Raw genomic sequence first — 18,090 nt, forward strand, 5'->3', positions numbered from 1 at the left:
TTTTAAAACCCTTAGTAAAAACTATGGAGATTTATATGAAAATTAATAAAATCAAGTTAGCTCTTGGTTTAGTAGCTGGTCTATCAGTGGCAATGCCAATGATTGCTTCAGCAGCTGCTGATCAAGAAAAAGCTATTGCTGATGCTAATAACTGGGCAGCACCACGCGGTGACTACACAAACCAAGCACACAGCAAATTAACTCAAATCAACCAAGGTAATGTAAAAAACCTTAAAGCTGCTTGGACATTCGCTACCGGTGTAAACCGTGGTCACGAAGGTGCTCCAGTTGTTGTTGGTAACATGATGTATGTTCATACAGCATTCCCAAACAACATCTACGCGCTTGACTTAAACGACAATCAAAAAATCGTTTGGTCTTACTTCCCAAAACAAGATCCATCAGTTCAAGCAGTTCTCTGCTGTGATAACGTTTCACGTGGTCTTGGTTATGGCGACGGTAAAATCTTCTTACAACAAAACGACGGTATGTTAGTTGCTTTAGATGCTAAGACAGGTAAAAAATTATGGGACGCTAAAAACACTGACCCTAAAGTTGGTGCTACAAACACAAACGCTCCTCACGTAATTAAAGACAAAGTTTTAACAGGTTGTTCTGGTGCTGAATTCGGTGTTCGCTGCTTTATCTCAGCTTACACATTAGACGGCAAGTTAGCTTGGAAAGCTTACTCAACAGGTCCTGATGCTGAAGTATTAATCGGCAAAGACTTTAACAAAGACACACCACTTTACTCAGCATTATCAGTCTATGAAGACGTTAATGGTGGTAACAAACAAGGCGGTTCATTCAAGAAAATTGATACTGCTAAGTTAAAAGGCGGTGAAAAAGATCTTGGTCTTAAAACATGGTTAAAACCACAAGCAGTTAAAGATGGTTGGCAACATGGTGGTGGCTCTGTATGGGGCTGGTGGCCATATGATCCAAAAACAAACTTAGTGTACTACGGTACAGGTAACCCATCAGTTTGGAATCCAGATGTACGTCCAGGCGACAATAAATGGTCTATGACTGTTTTCGCACGTGACTTAAACACTGGCGTTGCACGCTGGGGTATGCAAATGACTCCACATGACGAGTGGGATTACGACGGTATTAACGAAGTGATCTTATTTGACAATGGTGGTAAGACATATGCATGGCACCATGACCGTAACGGTTTTGCTTACACATGGCAAGCTGATAACGGTGTTTTAGTTGCTGCAGAAAAAGTACATCCATTTGTTAACTGGGCAACTGACGTTGACAAAAAATCTGGTGTACCTAACAAGTTAGCTTCAGCTTCTACACACCAAGACTACAATGCTAAGGGTGTTTGCCCAGCTGCATTGGGTACAAAAGATCAACAACCAGCTGCTTACTCACCTAAGACTGGCCTTATCTACTCACCACTCAACCACGTATGTATGACATACGAACCAGTTGAGTCTAAGTATGTAGCAGGTCAACCATGGGTTGGTGCAACATTAACTATGTTTGCTGGTCCAGACGGTGTTATGGGTGGCTTCGCTGCTTATGATCCAATGACAAACAAAAAAGCTTGGTACAACAAAGAGAAATTCTCTGCTTGGGGCGGTGCTTTAACAACTGCTTCAGACTTAGTTTTCTACGGTACTCTTGACCGTTGGTTCAAAGCTCTTGACGCTAAGTCAGGTAAAGAACTTTGGAAATTCCAAGTTGGTTCTGGTGTGATTGGTAATGCATTCACATACTCAAACGGCGGCAAACAATACGTTGGTGTTTTATCAGGTATTGGTGGTTGGGCTGGCGTTGCGATGAACCTTGGCTTAACTAACCCAACAGACGCTCTTGGTGCTGCTGGTGGTTATGCTGAACTTACTAAGTACAATGCTGCTCCTGGCGGCGGTGCTTTAACAGTATTTAGCCTATAATTAAATCGAAAGATTTTTTATAGAACTAACTGTTAGTTAGTATGTCCTATAAACACCCCGCTTTTTAAGCGGGGTGTTTTTTTATAGGACTCACGATTATTCATTGCCAAGGAAAAAGAATGTTTAAAAAAATAATATTAGCTTTATGTGTTTTGAATTTAATTCAAGCTGGATCGGTATTCGCTTTAGGTCAAGATCGTGAAGATGGTTTACCTGGTATGCCCTATCGAACTCCGACGGAAAACGAATTTAGAGTGTGTGCCGACCCTGAAAGTCTTCCTTATTCAAATCAAAAAGGTGAGGGCTTTGAAAATAAAATTGCAGAAGTTTTAGCGAAAGATTTAGGTAAAGAATTAACTTACGAATTTTGGCTTGATCGTCAAGGCTATTTAAGAAATACAATTAATGCACAACGCTGCGATGTCATTATTGGCATGGGCAGTGATGTAGATTCGTTACGCACTTCTAAACCTTATTATCGTTCAGGATATGTATTCGTATATCGGAAATCAAGTAATTACAATATTAAAGATTGGGATGCAGAAGATCTTAAAAAAGGCATTATTGGTATTGTGGGGGAAAGTCCACCAACGATTCCGTTACGCGATCATGATCTGATGGCGAATGCTCGTCCTTATCGATTGCAAAGAGATCTCAATTTGTCACCAGGCCACATGATTGATGATTTGGTCGCAGGTAAAATTGATGTCGCGATCATATGGGGGCCAATTGGTGGATATTATGCAAAACAATCAAAAGAACCTCTCGTCGTTGTTCCTGTGCCCGAATATAAATCAGTCAATGTGAAGGGCAAAGAAGAGTGGAATATTTCTGTGGCTGTTCGCAAAAAAGATAAAGACCGCATGGAAATGATTCAAGGGGCGCTGGATCGCAATCAGGCTAAAATTTTGAAGATTTTAGATGACTACGGCATCCCTCATAAGCCCATTATTTCAGGGGATAAGATAGGAAATTAAAGTTAAAAAAGTCATTCAGAAATGAGTGACTTTATAACAAAAAATGAGTAATATTAGTGTGTGTTTTTCAGATTTTTAGGTAGTTAAAACCGTATTTTAGAATTTATATTTTGGATTAAACATCCTCCAAAATTTACACAATTTTTAGGAGAAATTATGCAAGTAAAAAAGTACTTATGTCATCACTCTTAGTTTCTATGATGGCATTTGCAGGCGTGGTATCTGCAGACGTTTCATTTGTAAAGACAACAGATGGAAGCGCATTAAAAATTGACCCAAGTTTATTTGATACACCTGCAGCAAAAGAATTTCTAGCTACTGGCAAAAATCCTTACGTTGGTAATGCCGAAGCAACTGCAAAAGGTAAAAAGATTTTTGGTTTGTATTCTTGCACGCAATGTCATGGCGGGGATGCAAAAGGTCAAGTTGGTCCCGGATTAGTTGGCCCCACATTTCGCTATCCAAAAGATGCTACTAACAAAGGTATGTTTGAAACAGTTTGGGCAGGAACAAATGGCGGTATGGGCGCTAAAGGAATCGGACTTATGGATGCAACAGATCCAAAAAATGGTGTGACTCCAGATGAGCTTCTTAAGGTCATCGCTTGGATTCGCACACAAGGAACAGTTACAGGTAACGAGTAAAATTAATCCTTATTTAGTTTCTTAAAAAAATAATAAAACCACTCCTGTATAATTGCAGTAGTGGTTTTTTATTATCTGTATTTAAGGAAGTAAGATGCATAAGATTGTGATAGTAGGTGGCGGTGCAGGCGGTTTAGAGCTTGCAACAAGACTTGGCGATACATTAGGCAAAAAGAAAAAAGCTGAAATCACATTGATTGACTGCACAAAAACACATGTATGGAAACCGCTCCTTCATGAAATTGCTGCTGGGAGCATGAATCCAGACAAGCATGAGTTGGAGTATATGGCGCAAGCACACTGGCATCACTTTCGTTTTCGCTTAGGTCGCATGGATCGATTGAATCGTCGTAAAAAAGAAGTCTCGATCGCACCTTATGAAGACGAAGACGGCAAAGAAATTATTCCGAGAAGAAGCTTTCAGTATGACACCTTAATTATTTCTGTTGGCAGCACAACAAATGACTTTGGCATTAAAGGGGCAGCAAAACATTCGATTGCTTTAGATACGCAAGAGCAAGCTGAAGTGTTTCATCAAAAATTACACCATGCTATTTTAAAGGCACAAACACAAAAGAAAGCAATTCAACCAGGTCAATTAGAAGTTGTGATCGTGGGCGCAGGCGCGACAGGTGTGGAACTTGCAGCGGAGCTTCATAAAGCGACGCGCGAGATGACAGCCTACGGGATTGATCGGGTGAATCCTGATCGTGATATAAAAATTTCTATTATTGAAGCGAGCCCTCGCTTGCTTCCAGCGCTCCCGCAAAAGTTATCACATTCCGTAGAATTAGAATTACGAAAATTACGCGTACATCTTTATATGGGTGAGCGTGTGACTGAAGTGTCTGCTAAAGGAGTTAAGACACACAGCAAGCGCTTTATTCCTTCAGCTCTAGTAGTGTGGGCTGCCGGAGTGAAAGCACCTGATTTCTTAAAAAAAATAGATGGGCTAGAAACAAATCCCATTAATCAATTACTGGTCCACACAACACTCCAAACGACACGTGATGATTCCATTTTTGCATTTGGTGATTGTGCTGCATGTCCAATTGAAGGCACGGATCAGTTTGTACCACCAAGAGCACAAGCGGCGCATCAACAAGCGTCATTGCTTTTTAAATCTATGAAGCTTCGTGTCAAAGGCAAAACAAATTTACCTCAATACACTTATAAAGATTACGGCTCACTTGTAAATATGGGCGAGTATTCAACTGTAGGTAATTTGATGGGCTCATTAATGGGCGGATCTATGTTTATCGAAGGATTTGTTGCCCGACTTATGTATCAATCACTTTATAAAATGCATTTGATGGCACTTCATGGATTTATGAGCACAGCCCTTCAAACGATTGCTCGCATGATTACGCGACGAACAGAAGCGCAAGTTAAGCTACATTAAATAATTTTTTTGTAGTGTTTGTAGATTGCCAGCATAGTTACACTAACAAATAAACCTAATAGAAGAATGATGCTATTAATTGAAAATTCTTCTCTGACCATCCAAGTATAAGTGCCGCTTAATAAAAGAATACCAATATTTTCATTAAAGTTTTGCACGGCAATCGAATGGCCTGCGCCAATGAGTATATGACCTCGATGCTGCAACAGTGCATTTAACGGCACAATAAAGAATCCGCACAAAGCACCAATGAATAGAAAAATAAGAGCTGCAATCTGCCAGTCGTGAATGATAGTCATTGTCATTACAAATCCACCCATAAGAATACCTGCAGGAAGCACCCTCACAGAATCTTTAAGGCTAATATAGCGAGCTGCAATCACCGAACCAATTGCAATACCAAACGCAACCATAGCAGTTAAGCGTGTCGATTCCTCCAAATTAAATTGCAATGCATAGCCTGCCCATGCAATCACAATTAATCTTAGTGAGGCGCCGGCCCCCCAAAACAAAGTGGTAACAGCAAGCGATAATTGTCCTTCAGGATCTTTCCATAATATTTTGAATGCATGCCAAAAGTCTTTGATCATATAAAGAGGATTTTTTTTAGGTAATTTGTGATCAACAGGAAGTGCTGGAATGTATCGATTAAATATAGCAGCGAGCAAATAAAGTCCTGTAATAATAATAATTGCCACAAGCGGATCAAACTGAGCAAGCGCCCCACCAATAATTGAACCCAGAATAATCGCAAAGACTGTTGACCCTTCCATCCAGCCATTTGCCATCACGAGCTCTTTAGGTGGAAGGAGCTCAGTCAAAATACCGTATTTAGCCGGAGAATATGCGGCAGCTCCCACACCTACAATTGCATAAGCATAAAGTGGTTGCATGCCCAATAACATAGATAAACTTCCAATAAACTTAATGGCGTTGGAATAAAACATCACTCGGCCTTTAGGGTAAGCATCTGCGATCCCTCCTACGAAAGGCGCCAAAATAATATAAGAGATCACAAAGAACTGAAGCAGGAGTGGCTGATGCCAATGAGGCGAGTTTATTTGTGCGAGTAATGCAATCGCTGCAAACAAAAGGGCGTTATCAGCTAGTGCCGATAAAAACTGTGCAATCAGTAAGGGAATGAAGCCTTTTGAGACTTTAAAATTAAAGTGTTTCAGCAGCATAATCAGCTAAGCGCGAACGTTCACCGCGAACAAGTGTGATATGACCATTATGATCCCACCCTTTGAAGCGATCGACGACATAAGTTAAACCTGAACTGCCTTCTGTTAAATAAGGTGTATCGATTTGCGCAATATTACCCAAGCAAACAACTTTAGTGCCCGGACCCGCGCGCGTAATGAGTGTCTTCATTTGCTTTGGCGTTAGATTTTGAGCTTCATCGATAATGAGATACTTGTGAAGAAATGTGCGACCACGCATAAAGTTGAGTGACTTTACTTTGATACGTGAACGAATAAGATCCTGTGTCGCTGCTCTTCCCCATTCGCCGGCTTCTTCATCTGTTTTATTTAAAACATCTAGGTTATCTTCCAATGCACCCATCCATGGCGTCATTTTTTCTTCTTCTGTGCCTGGTAAAAAACCGATATCTTCACCTACAGGCACTGTGACACGCGTCATGATTATTTCATTGTAGATTTTTTTATCGAGTGTTTGTGCTAATCCAGCTGCAAGAGTCAGAAGGGTTTTACCTGTACCCGCTTGCCCTAGAAGGGTTACAAAATCTATATCAGGATCCATTAAAAGATTGAGTGCAAAATTTTGCTCTCGATTTCTAGCATTGATACCCCAAATATTATGTTTACCATTAATAAAATCTTTAATGATTTCAAGTGTGGCTGTTTTGCCAGAAATTTTTCTAACAATGGCGTGGAAGGGTTTGTCGAATTCATAAAAAATAAATTCATTGATCGAAAAGTTTGGACACATAGGTCCTGTCAGACGATAAAACATTCTGCCATTCTCTTGCCATGATTCCATGTCTTTACTGTGCTTCTCCCAGAAATCCTCAGGGAGTTCTGTAATACCCGTATAGAGCATCTCAGTATCTTCAAGCACTTTATCATTGAAATAATCTTCAGCAGCAATCCCTAAAGCTCTCGCTTTAATACGAATATTGATATCTTTACTAACAAGAATAACTTGGCGATCAGGATTTTGGTTTTTAAGATAGGCGACGATGCCTAAAATTTGGTTATCAGCTTTACTGCCTGCGAGCATTGGTAAATCATGAGGAAGTGCTGTTGTTTGCAAGAAAAGCTTTCCTGTGACATGTGTATTGCCTTTAATACCAAGTGAGCGTCCTTTTTCTAAACTCTCTTCATTCGTTCCTATAATCTCTTCTAAATTACGACTCGTTTGTCTCGCATTACGCGCAACCTCACTGACACCTTTTTTATTATTGTCTAATTCTTCCAAGGTCACCATCGGAAGGTATATATCATGTTCTTCAAATCGGAAAATACTTGAGGGATCGTGCATTAAAACGTTCGTATCTAATACAAAAAGTTTAGTTGCACTATTTTTTTTGACCATAGTTAAATAGAGTTGTGTTGTTTAATAAATTGTAAAACTTCTTTGACGTGACCTTCGACTTTGACACCTCGCCATGCCTGAATCAATTTTCCATCAGGATCAATTACAAAAGTGCTGCGCTCAATACCCCTTACCTGTTTACCATACATATTTTTCATTTTGATGACATTGAATAATTCACAGGCTTTTTCTTCTTCATCACTTAAAAGCTCAAAGGGAAAGGTAAATTTTGCCTTAAAGTTTTCGTGTGACTTTAAAGTATCACGAGAAATGCCGAATATCTCAGCATCAAGAGCCTGAAATTTTTTATAAGCATCTCTAAAGTCAACACCTTGGGTAGTGCAGCCTGGGGTTGCGTCTTTGGGGTAAAAATAAACAACAAGGTAACGACCTTTGAAATCTGACAGATTAAATTGAAGACCACTCGTGCCAGGAAGTTTAAATGAAGGGACTTTTTTATTGATTTCCACGTCTCTATATTAAGCGATTTTTAATAAAAAAGTGATGGGATTTTAGAAAAAAATTGAAGGTTTTAAGGAACTTTTTTTATAAAAAAATTACTTTTTTTGAGCTTTAAAAAAGGCTATCAAATAACTGAATATCGACCCACATATCTTTTTCTAAATGTGCCGTATCTTCATGAAGCACAATAAAACAATTCGCCTCACTCATAGATCTTAGAATACCTGAGCCTTGATCTTTGAGAGGACTCACTTTAAAAGTGCCTTCGTGGCCTTGTTCATAAATACCTCTTTGAAATTCTGTTCGGCCAGGTACTTTTTTAATCGGCGATAAAAGTTGCGCTCTGATGAGGGGTGTTTTGGGAATATGTGTTTGACCTGATAAAGTAAGAATAGCTTCTCTTACAAATTGATAAAAAGTGACCATCGTTGACACAGGATTCCCTGGAAGTCCAAAATAATGACAGTGACCAATTTTTCCATACGCAAGAGGTCGTCCTGGTTTCATAGAAATTTTCCAAAATAAGATTTCGCCTATTTTTTTTAATATTTCTTTCATATAATCCGCTTCGCCGACAGAAACACCTCCTGTTGTAATCACGACATCTGCCATATCACTTGCTTTTTTTAATGTATCTTCAATGATTTTTTTATTGTCAGGGGTGACGCCAAGATCGATCGCTTCCACATCAAGACGTTTTAAAAGGCCAATAAGACTATAGCGATTACTATCGAAAACTTGACCCGCTGACAAAGGATTACCGAGTGAAACAATTTCATCGCCTGTTGAAAAAAAAGCAACTTTAATTTTTCGGTAAACTTTGATTGAATCTATACCAAGTGACGCAAGCAAACCTAAATCACAAGGCTCTATCTTTCGACCGCTTTGAAATACTACTTGTCCACTTTTGATATCCTCTCCTAAGCGTCGAATGTTTTGATTGATATGAGGTTTTATTTTGAATGTAATTACACCTTCATTGAGTTCAACATACTCTTGTGGAATGACCGCGTTTAATCCAAAGGGAATACTGGCCCCTGTCATGATGCGAACGGCTTCATTTGCATTACCTTCTAATTGATTACCTGCCAAGAGTTTGCCTGTCACTTTGAGACTAAAAGGACCGTCACCGTTAAGAATATTTATATTGATTGCATAACCATCCATGGCTGAATTGTCATGATTAGGAACGTTAATGGATGCTGTGATAGATTCCGCGACAATACGATGGAGCGCATCTTTGATATGTATGATTTCTTGTTGATCGCTTGGTTTTAAAAAATTGGCAATCCATGTTTTGGCTTTTTCAACTGACATCGCATTAGGATCATAATCGTGCACTATATTCGATTCAGAAATTAAATCACTTAAGCTGATATCTTTTTTCATAGAGATGTTTTCTTTAATTCTTCTTGTGTATTGATATTAATAAATTGTGAATGATCATGAAATCGCACAATAGAAAAAGATAATTGTCTTATCCAGTCTTCAATCTTGCGTCCTCCTCGATTAAAAAAATCTTGAAGATTTTTTAATGTGGATACATGGCATAAAAGACATGCTGATTGGAGGCCATCCACCGTTTCAGGGACTGCAGCTAGAGTTTTTTGTGCTTTATTTTCTTTTAGTAAATTTGCAATAAGATTATCTGGAAGATTGGGTGTGTCACAAGGTACAAACTGGATCCAATCTGTTTTGATTAACTGTAAGCTAGTTAAGATACCTAAAAGAGGACCTTCTTGAATAGTTAATGCATCATCGATGAGAGGCAAATGAAATCCATCAAAATCATTTTGATTTTGATGCGTATTAATAAAAATATGCGCTGCTTGCGGTTTCATGCGGTCAATGACATGACTAATTAAAGGCTTGCCTTTAAATAAAACAGTTGCCTTATTTTGAACCTGCATACGTTTTGATTGGCCACCAGCTAAAATGACCACAGCGATTTTCTCATCCACTTAAATTTAACCCCCGGTATGCGACATAAAGCGCACGACGGCAGGTTTAGTAATTTCAAGATTAAAATCGTGCGCTTCCGGTTTAACCATCATACTTTCTATAATAGCTTTTTGAATAGGCCAATCTTCATTGGGATATTGTCGCAAGAGAGGCATGAGCTCTATTTTTTCTTCTTGTCCTAAGCATAAAAATAATTCACCTTTCGATGACACTCTCACACGATTGCAGGTGTCGCAGAAATTATGGCTATGTGGAGAAATGAAACCTACTTTAGTTGATTGATTGGCAAGCTGCCAATATTTTGCAGGACCGCCCGAAGTAAAGGTGGTTGGTATTAAATTAAAATAATTTTGTAAATTTTTTAATACTTCATCATTGCTGATGAACGTATCTTTTCTTGTGTGATCAACATCGCCTAAAGGCATTTCTTCTATAAAAGAAATATCCATCTTTTTATGCAATGCAAAATTAACTAAATCGATTGCTTCGTGATCATTAATCCCTTTCATTAAAACGGCATTAAGTTTGAGATTCGAAAAGCCTTCTTTAATCGCCTCATCAATACCGAGCATTACTTTATTTAAGTCACCCGTACGCGTGATTTTTTTGAAAAGAATGGGATCAAGACTATCAAGGCTAATATTAATACGTTTAACTTGAGACATTTTAAGCATATGCGCATGCTGCGCTAGCTGACTACCATTCGTTGTAATGACAATTTCTTTTAGAGGTTTAATAGTTGATATTTCATTAAAAAGCCACGAAATATTTTTTCTAACTAAAGGCTCACCGCCCGTGATCCTTACTTTTGTGACACCAAGAGAGGCGAAAATTTTTATAATTCTTGCGGACTCTTCAAGAGATAGAACTTCATCGCGAGGTAAAAATTGCATATCTTCGCTCATACAATAAACGCAACGAAAATCGCATCGATCAGTAATAGATAATCGAAGATAATTAATCTTTCGATGAAATCGATCTATTAATTCCATAGGGGGATGGCTCTGCGTTGACAATTTAGTTAAGCTAATTGAACTTCGACCAAGCAATCATGGGAGGTTGGTGAGTTTCCCATATCACCAAAAGCATTGGAGCTCACCGAATTGACGACACCATTATTTAGTTGTCTCCAATAGCCAAGCGTCGTCACTACGATTCCTTTATTAACATCAGTTGTTATTTTTGATATAGCTTCAAAGAACCCTCGATCGTTAAATACTTTCGCTCGATCGCCATTTTTAATACCTCTTTCTTCTGCATCCAATGGATGAATCATCACAAACTGGTCTCCTTGAGCCTTAAGTTTATTTTCGATATTGGCGTAACTCGAATTAATGAAACCATGACTTTTTGGTGCCAAAATATTTAATGGATACTTTTTAGCTAAGGCTGGATTTGCGGATGCTGTCTCTTTGGATGGCACATAATCAGGCAACTCAGGAATATCCTCTCCTGGCTGAAAAGCTTCGTACATTTGCCTAAAGGGCCCAGCAACAAAATTCTTAGCCCCAACTATCCTAAATTCACATTTGCCAGATGGCGTTGGAAACTTTCCTTCTTTGTGAGGCGCTCGATTATCTTTTGTACCCACATTGATTCTCGCATAACCATATTTTTTTAAATAATCCAAATCAATATCTTTACAGGCCGGAGAATTCCAGTCGATATAATGTTGAAGACATTCAGTATCCGACCATTTAAAACATTCTTCTTCAAAACCAAATCTTTTAGCAAGACGTCTAAAAATTTCATAATTTGGTACGGCTTCACCTGGGGATTCTATACATTTTGTATTGTAGGTGAGATATAAATGACCCCAAGATAAAATGATATCTTCTTGTTCTGCTCCCATGGATGCTGGGAGAAGAATATCAGCATAGGCTGCAGTATCGGAAATAAAGTGTTCTGCGGAAACTAAAAATAGATCTTCGCGCTTCAAGCCCTCTAATATTTTTTCGCTTTCTGTTGATTGAGTGACGGGATTTGTATTCCAACACATCATTGACTTGATAGGTACTTTTAGTTTTTGTTCGCCCGTTAAAACACGCCCCAGCTGAAGGTTATTTACAACTTGTGTGCCTTTTGGAATTAAGTCAGGCCTGCAAATGACGTCAAATCTGTAAGGCTGCTCCCATACTGGGAATTGAAGGATGCCTCCACCTACATGACGCCAAGCCCCAGTTAGAGCCGGAAGAGATGCAACAGCTCTAATAGCCTGGCCTCCTCCCCAGCTTTTTTCAAGGGCTACACCAATTCTGATAGCCGATGGGTTGGTCGTTGCATATTCTCGGGCTAATTTTCGAATATCATTTGCTAAGACACCTGTGATTTTTTCTGCCCATTCAGGACTTCTCTTTTTTGCAAGTTCTGCTAATTCTGGAAAACCTACTGTATATTTATCTACATAGTCTTGATCCACCAATCCTTCTTCAATAATCACGTGCATCATTGCCATCGCTAAAGCACCATCAGTGCCTGGTTTAGGACAAATATGCCAATCTGCTTCTTTAGCAGTTCTTGAAGCATAAGCGTCAATGACAACAACCTTTGAGCCTTTCTTTTGTGCTTCTTTAACAATATGCCAATGGTGGACATTGGTGCTGACTGAATTACAAGCCCAAATAATAATAAATTTCGAATGAATAAAACTCTCTGGATCGACCCCCGCAGTAGGCCCAAGGGTTAGTAGCCAAGCGGTGGCCGAACCCTCCCCGCAGAATGTTCTTTCAGTAACAGTTGCTCCTAATCGAGCAAAGAAAGAGTCTCCACCGTTCATGCCATGCACTAAGCCTTGATTACCTAAGTAGCTGTTGGGCATAATGGCTTCTGAACCAAATTCTTTAATAATGGATTGCCATTTATCAACTATGGTATCGAGCGCTTCATCCCAGGAAATTCTTTTAAATTGTTTTGTACCCTTCGGACCGATTCGCTTCATAGGGTATAGCAGGCGATCTGGATGATAGTGACGCTTTTCATAATCTTGAAGTTTCACACATAGTCCACCACGGGTCATTGGATGATCCACGTTGCCTTTGACGCCTATGAGTTTATTGTCTTGTACCTCATAAACCATTGAGCAAGTATCAGGACAGTCATGAGGGCAGCCCCCATGAAAATAGTTGCTTTCTTTTTGTGCTTTCATCTTTAATGCCCCTTCAATAATGAAATTACTTAAGTGGATATCATCTTGATAATTTATAATACTATTTTATTTTGCTCTTGAGACAAGCGCTCAAGAAATATCTGGAGATATCGTTGGAAGACCTTGTCTTAAATCCTCAAGATTATAAGATCATTAATCAGCATATTTTGGAGTATCAATCTATGCCTGGGGCCTTATTGCCTCTTTTGCATGCCATTCAAGATGACATAGGCTATGTGCCAGAATTAGCTTATCCTTTAATTGCAAAAGCTTTGAGTTTGTCTGTGGCTGAAGTCCATGGTGTTGTGACTTTTTATCATCATTTTAGAACACATCAACCTGGCCGTCATATTTTACAAGTTTGTCGCGCAGAGTCTTGCCAGGCTATGGGAAGCGACGCGCTTGAAATTCACATTAAAAATAAATTGGGTGTTGAATTTCATGAAACCACTCCTGATGGCACCTTCACTTTAGAGCCTATTTACTGTTTAGGAAATTGTGCATGCTCTCCAAGTGTGATGATTAATGAAGAAGTTTATGGCCGTGTAGACAATAAAAAAATAGATCAACTAATTTCAGATTTAAAGAGTACGTCATGAGCATTAAAATTTTTGTACCTATCGATTCAACAGCACTATCTCTTGGCGCTAATGAAGTTGCCGAAGCAATTTCAAAAGAAGCTCAGGCTAAAAAATTAGACATTCAAATCATTCGCAATAGTTCGCGCGGATTATTTTGGCTGGAAACTTTGGTTGAATTAGAAACGCCTCAAGGCCGCATAGGTTTTGGCCCTATCACTCCAAGCGATGTGAAATCTTTATTTGATGCAGATTTTATAAATGGAGGTAAGCATCCTCTTGCATTAGGTCTTGTCGGAGAGATTGATTGGTTAAAAAAACAAGAGCGCTTAACTTTTGTTCGTATGGGTATTACCGAGCCCGCTAATATTGATCAGTACATGGCGCATGATGGATTTCAAGGCTTAAAAAATGCATTGAATTTGAAACCTGAAGCAATTGTGGAAACCATTACAGCTTCTGGTCTGCGAGGCCGAGGTGGTGCAGCTTTTCCTACAGGAATTAAATGGAAAACGGTATTAGATACCAAAGCTACACAAAAATATATTGTATGTAATGCAGATGAAGGTGATTCAGGCACGTATTCAGATCGTATGATTATGGAAGGCGATCCCTTTGTTTTGATTGAGGGTATGATTATCGCTGGCCTTGCTGTAGGCGCCACACAAGGATATATCTATTTACGCTCCGAATATCCTCATGCACTAAAAACTTTAAATGAAGCCATTCGCCAAGCGACAAAGATTGGTTATCTAGGCGAAGATATTTTGAAGTCAGGTAAATCTTTTCATTTAGAAGTAAGACGCGCAGCAGGCGCGTATATTTGTGGTGAAGAAACTTCGATGTTAGAGAGCCTAGAAGGCAAAAGAGGATTGGTGCGATTTAAACCACCGCTTCCCGCAATCGAAGGTCTATTTGGTAAACCTACGGTTGTAAACAACGTGATTTCATTAGCGACTGTACCCATTATTTTGGCTAAAGGTGCTAAGTATTATCAAGATTTTGGTATGGGTAAATCACGAGGCACGCTTCCTATTCAGTTAGCAGGAAATTTAAAGCGCACGGGTCTTGTTGAGAAAGCCTTTGGTATAACTTTAAGGGAGCTTCTTTACGATTTTGGCGGAGGCTCTTTATCAGGCAAGCCTATTAAAGCAGTGCAAGTAGGCGGACCCTTGGGCGCCTATTTACCCGAATCGCAATTTGATACCCCACTCGATTATGAAAAATTTTCTGAAATCTGGGCCGTTTTGGGTCACGGCGGTATTGTGGCATTTGATGAGACGGTTAATATGGCAAAGATGGCGCGCTATGCATTTGATTTTTGTGCAATTGAATCTTGCGGAAAATGTACACCTTGTCGAATTGGCTCGACGCGCGGTGTTGAAGTGATAGATCATATTATGCAAGGGCATGATGTTAAGAAACACGTGGCATTAATTAGAGATCTTTCAGATACCATGTTAAATGGTTCTTTATGTGCTTTAGGTGGTATGACGCCTTACCCCGTTTTGAGCGCTTTAAATCATTTCCCTAAAGACTTTGGGGTTGATGCAAAAGAGCCCAAGGCATAGACTAATACGTTGATTTATTTCGAGAAAACCTATGGATGATGTAAAAGATTTTGGAACACCAAAAAGAACTTCAGATAAGACGATCAATTTAACGATTGATGGCGTATCTGTTTCTGTGCCTGAGGGCACTTCCATTATGCATGCCGCATCTGTATCGGGTGTCACTGTACCTAAATTATGTGCCACAGATAGTTTAGAGCCCTTTGGTTCATGCCGTCTCTGCCTCGTTGAAATTGAAGGTCGTCGAGGCTATCCAGCTTCATGCACAACACCTGTTGCTGAAGGTATTAAAGTGCACACACAAACACCCAAGCTCGCCGACATTAGGCGTGGTGTGATGGAACTCTATATTTCAGACCATCCTTTAGATTGTCTAACCTGCGCTACGAATGGCGATTGCGAATTACAAGATATGGCAGGCGCTGTTGGCCTTCGGGATGTGCGTTATGGCTACGAAGGAGAAAACCATTTACAGAGTGTTAAAGACACTTCAAATCCTTATTTCACGTTTGATCCTTCTAAGTGCATTGTATGTTCAAGATGCGTCAGAGCCTGTGAAGAAGTTCAAGGTACATTTGCACTGACTATTCAAGGCCGTGGGTTTGATTCTAAAGTGTCAGCAGGTAATAAAGATTTTAAAGATTCAGAATGCGTTTCATGTGGTGCCTGCGTGCAGGCTTGTCCAACCGCTACCTTGATTGAAAATACCATCATTGAAGCAGGCGTTCCCGAACATAGTGTCACAACGACTTGTGCATATTGTGGTGTCGGTTGTTCATTCCATGCAGAAATGAAAGGCGAAGAAGTAGTTCGTATGACGCCTAATAAAGATGGCGGTGCTAATCATGGACATTCCTGCGTTAAAGGAAGGTTTGCTTGGGGATACGCCACACATAAAGATCGCATCACCACACCTATGATTCGTAAAAGCATTCATGATCCCTGGGAAAAAGTAACATGGGATGTTGCGATTAATTATGCAGCAAGTGAAATTCAGCGCATTCAAAAAAAATATGGTCGCGATTCAGTCGGTGCGATTTCATCTTCACGATGTACGAATGAAGAAGTATATGTTGTTCAAAAATTAGTGCGTGCAGCTTTAGGCAATAATAATGTGGATACTTGCGCGCGTGTGTGTCATTCACCGACAGGATATGGACTTAAACAAACGCTAGGTGAATCAGCAGGTACACAAAATTTTGACTCAGTCCTGCATTCGGATGTGATTATGATTATTGGGGCTAACCCAACAGACGGCCATCCTGTATTCGCGTCACAAATGAAAAGACGTTTAAGGGAAGGTGCGAAACTTATCATTGTTGATCCTCGCGCTATCGATCTTGTCGATAACACGCCTCATATCAAAGCTGATTATCATTTAAAGCTTAAACCTGGTTCCAATGTAGCTATGGTCAATGCATTGGCCCATACGATTGTTACTGAAAAACTCATGAATGATTCTTTCATTAAAGCACGATGTGAAGATGAAGCCTTTAAAGTATGGAAAGATTTTATTGTTAAACCTGAAAACTCACCTGAAGCGATGAGCGCATTTACAGGGGTAGATGCTAAAGATGTAAGAGCTGCTGCAAAACTTTATGCTAAAGGTGGTAATGCTGCGATTTATTATGGATTGGGTGTGACTGAACATAGTCAAGGCTCAACAATGGTTATGGGTATCGCTAATCTTGCTATGTTGACAGGTAACATCGGACGAGAGGGTGTAGGGGTTAACCCTTTACGAGGACAAAATAATGTTCAAGGCGCCTGCGACATGGGATCGTTTCCCCATGAATTCCCAGGATATCGACATGTATCTGATAAAGCAACCTTAGCTTTATTTGAAAAAGCATGGGATGTGAAATTACAAAATGAACCCGGTCTAAGAATTCCAAATATGTTAGATGTTGCGATAGATGGACAATTCAAGGCACTTTATTGTGAAGGAGAAGACATTGCACAATCTGATCCAAATACGCAGCACGTGACACATGCATTGGAGTCGATGGAGTGTGTAATCGTACAAGATTTATTTTTAAATGAAACCGCGATGTATGCGCATGTATTCTTCCCAGGCTCTTCATTCTTAGAAAAGAATGGCACATTTACAAATGCAGAAAGACGTATTTCGAGAGTAAGAAAAGTGATGTCTCCTAAGAATGGTTATGAAGATTGGGAGATCACACAGATGCTTAGTAATGCATTAGGTTACAAAATGGAGTACAAGCATGCCTCAGACATTATGGATGAGATTGCAAAACTTACCCCCACATTTACAGGTGTGAGTTATCAGAAGTTAGATGAATTAGGAAGTATTCAATGGCCTTGTAATGAAGAGCATCCTCTTGGAACACCCACCATGCATATCGATGAATTCGTCCGTGGCAAAGGTAAATTTATTATTACTGAGTATGTGCCCACTTCTGAAAAAGTGACACAGAAATTTCCACTCATTTTAACGACAGGCAGAATACTTTCTCAATACAATGTGGGCGCACAAACAAGAAGAACAAAAAATGTTGCGTGGCATGAAGAGGATGTGGTTGAGATTCATCCGCATGATGCCGAAGAGAGAGGTATTCAATCGGGTGATTGGGTAGGTATTGTAAGTCGAGCAGGGGAAACTGTATTAAGAGCTCATATTACAGAGCGCGTTCAGCCCGGTGTGATTTACACAACATTCCATCATCCTGAATCAGGGGCCAATGTGATTACGACAGACAACTCAGATTGGGCTACAAATTGCCCTGAATTTAAAGTGACAGCGGTGCAAGTCAGCAAGGTGACACAATTATCTGATTGGCAGAAACAATATCAACATTTCAGTGAAGAGCAAATTGAATTTGCAGGTAAATCTAACGCATTAAAAATTCATTAGCT

Annotated in this window: 14 protein-coding genes; 7 read left to right on the top strand and 7 right to left on the bottom strand. The window is 39.6% G+C overall.

The genetic code is table 11. The annotated features are described in order from the left end of the window. The first annotated feature begins 35 nt into the window (after window positions 1–35). From FIT61_RS01165 to FIT61_RS01180, 4 genes are all read left to right on the top strand, one after another. Window positions 36–1,910 carry a PQQ-dependent dehydrogenase, methanol/ethanol family gene (locus FIT61_RS01165; protein ID WP_139882699.1) on the top strand — a complete coding sequence of 625 codons (1,875 nt, stop codon included), beginning with the start codon at window positions 36–38 and terminating at the stop codon, window positions 1,908–1,910. A gap of 119 nt (window positions 1,911–2,029) precedes the next feature. Further along, complete coding sequence (locus tag FIT61_RS01170; RefSeq protein ID WP_139882701.1) at window positions 2,030–2,887, top strand: substrate-binding domain-containing protein; 858 nt, start codon at window positions 2,030–2,032, stop codon at window positions 2,885–2,887. Window positions 2,888–3,063: 176 nt separating this feature from the next. Continuing rightward, window positions 3,064–3,531, top strand: a complete 468-nt coding sequence (locus FIT61_RS01175) for a c-type cytochrome (protein WP_139882703.1) — start codon at window positions 3,064–3,066, stop codon at window positions 3,529–3,531. A gap of 94 nt (window positions 3,532–3,625) precedes the next feature. After that, a complete protein-coding gene (locus FIT61_RS01180; RefSeq protein WP_139873003.1) occupies window positions 3,626–4,933 on the top strand; it encodes an NAD(P)/FAD-dependent oxidoreductase in 1,308 nt (435 codons plus the stop codon). On the opposite strand, the gene lplT is transcribed toward FIT61_RS01180, so the two are convergent. From lplT to FIT61_RS01215, 7 genes are all read right to left on the bottom strand, one after another. Continuing rightward, window positions 4,930–6,117, bottom strand: a complete 1,188-nt coding sequence (lplT, locus tag FIT61_RS01185; protein WP_139882705.1) for a lysophospholipid transporter LplT — start codon at window positions 6,115–6,117, stop codon at window positions 4,930–4,932. The genes FIT61_RS01180 and lplT overlap by 4 nt on opposite strands. Beyond that, entirely contained in the window at window positions 6,098–7,492 is a 1,395-nt protein-coding gene (locus FIT61_RS01190; protein ID WP_139882707.1) for a PhoH family protein, read from the bottom strand. The genes lplT and FIT61_RS01190 overlap by 20 nt, the downstream gene beginning before the upstream one ends. A 2-nt stretch (window positions 7,493–7,494) precedes the next feature. Next, window positions 7,495–7,962: a peroxiredoxin gene (locus tag FIT61_RS01195; RefSeq protein ID WP_139882709.1), complete on the bottom strand. Its 468-nt coding sequence runs from the start codon at window positions 7,960–7,962 to the stop codon at window positions 7,495–7,497. A gap of 103 nt (window positions 7,963–8,065) precedes the next feature. Continuing rightward, a complete protein-coding gene (gene moeA / locus FIT61_RS01200; RefSeq protein WP_139882711.1) occupies window positions 8,066–9,343 on the bottom strand; it encodes a molybdopterin molybdotransferase MoeA in 1,278 nt (425 codons plus the stop codon). Further along, window positions 9,340–9,915, bottom strand: coding sequence for a molybdenum cofactor guanylyltransferase MobA (gene mobA / locus FIT61_RS01205; RefSeq protein ID WP_139882713.1), 576 nt, complete (start codon window positions 9,913–9,915; stop codon window positions 9,340–9,342). Before mobA ends, moeA begins: the two co-directional genes overlap by 4 nt. A 6-nt stretch (window positions 9,916–9,921) precedes the next feature. Further along, on the bottom strand, window positions 9,922–10,908 hold the full coding sequence (moaA, locus tag FIT61_RS01210; protein ID WP_139882715.1) for a GTP 3',8-cyclase MoaA: 987 nt from the start codon (window positions 10,906–10,908) through the stop codon (window positions 9,922–9,924). A gap of 29 nt (window positions 10,909–10,937) precedes the next feature. Further along, window positions 10,938–13,061: a molybdopterin-containing oxidoreductase family protein gene (locus tag FIT61_RS01215; protein WP_139882717.1), complete on the bottom strand. Its 2,124-nt coding sequence runs from the start codon at window positions 13,059–13,061 to the stop codon at window positions 10,938–10,940. 182 nt (window positions 13,062–13,243) lie between these two features. Here FIT61_RS01215 and FIT61_RS01220 point away from each other — a divergent pair, with 182 nt between their 5' ends. The 3 genes from FIT61_RS01220 to fdhF are packed head-to-tail and all read left to right on the top strand — an operon-like array spanning window position 13,244 to window position 18,088. Continuing rightward, on the top strand, window positions 13,244–13,660 hold the full coding sequence (locus tag FIT61_RS01220) for a formate dehydrogenase subunit gamma (RefSeq protein WP_139883912.1): 417 nt from the start codon (window positions 13,244–13,246) through the stop codon (window positions 13,658–13,660). Beyond that, the gene (locus tag FIT61_RS01225; RefSeq protein ID WP_139882718.1) at window positions 13,657–15,210 is read left to right on the top strand and encodes a formate dehydrogenase beta subunit; all 1,554 of its coding nucleotides are present in this window, start codon (window positions 13,657–13,659) and stop codon (window positions 15,208–15,210) included. The genes FIT61_RS01220 and FIT61_RS01225 overlap by 4 nt, the downstream gene beginning before the upstream one ends. A gap of 31 nt (window positions 15,211–15,241) precedes the next feature. Beyond that, a complete protein-coding gene (gene fdhF / locus FIT61_RS01230; protein ID WP_139882720.1) occupies window positions 15,242–18,088 on the top strand; it encodes a formate dehydrogenase subunit alpha in 2,847 nt (948 codons plus the stop codon). The last annotated feature ends 2 nt before the right edge of the window (window positions 18,089–18,090 follow it).

The sequence above is a fragment of the Candidatus Methylopumilus rimovensis genome (genome assembly GCF_006364615.1).
Taxonomy (GTDB): domain Bacteria; phylum Pseudomonadota; class Gammaproteobacteria; order Burkholderiales; family Methylophilaceae; genus Methylopumilus; species Methylopumilus rimovensis.

Coding starts and splice junctions, on each gene's coding strand:
- FIT61_RS01165 (WP_139882699.1), top strand. CDS start 36: ATGAAAATTAATAAAATCAAGTTAGCTCTTGGTTTAGTAGCTGGTCTA.
- FIT61_RS01180 (WP_139873003.1), top strand. CDS start 3,626: ATGCATAAGATTGTGATAGTAGGTGGCGGTGCAGGCGGTTTAGAGCTT.
- FIT61_RS01220 (WP_139883912.1), top strand. CDS start 13,244: ATGCCTGGGGCCTTATTGCCTCTTTTGCATGCCATTCAAGATGACATA.
- fdhF (WP_139882720.1), top strand. CDS start 15,242: ATGGATGATGTAAAAGATTTTGGAACACCAAAAAGAACTTCAGATAAG.
- FIT61_RS01215 (WP_139882717.1), bottom strand. CDS start 13,061: ATGAAAGCACAAAAAGAAAGCAACTATTTTCATGGGGGCTGCCCTCAT.
- FIT61_RS01190 (WP_139882707.1), bottom strand. CDS start 7,492: ATGGTCAAAAAAAATAGTGCAACTAAACTTTTTGTATTAGATACGAAC.
- lplT (WP_139882705.1), bottom strand. CDS start 6,117: ATGCTGCTGAAACACTTTAATTTTAAAGTCTCAAAAGGCTTCATTCCC.
- FIT61_RS01175 (WP_139882703.1), top strand. CDS start 3,064: ATGTCATCACTCTTAGTTTCTATGATGGCATTTGCAGGCGTGGTATCT.
- FIT61_RS01225 (WP_139882718.1), top strand. CDS start 13,657: ATGAGCATTAAAATTTTTGTACCTATCGATTCAACAGCACTATCTCTT.
- FIT61_RS01170 (WP_139882701.1), top strand. CDS start 2,030: ATGTTTAAAAAAATAATATTAGCTTTATGTGTTTTGAATTTAATTCAA.
- moaA (WP_139882715.1), bottom strand. CDS start 10,908: ATGGAATTAATAGATCGATTTCATCGAAAGATTAATTATCTTCGATTA.
- moeA (WP_139882711.1), bottom strand. CDS start 9,343: ATGAAAAAAGATATCAGCTTAAGTGATTTAATTTCTGAATCGAATATA.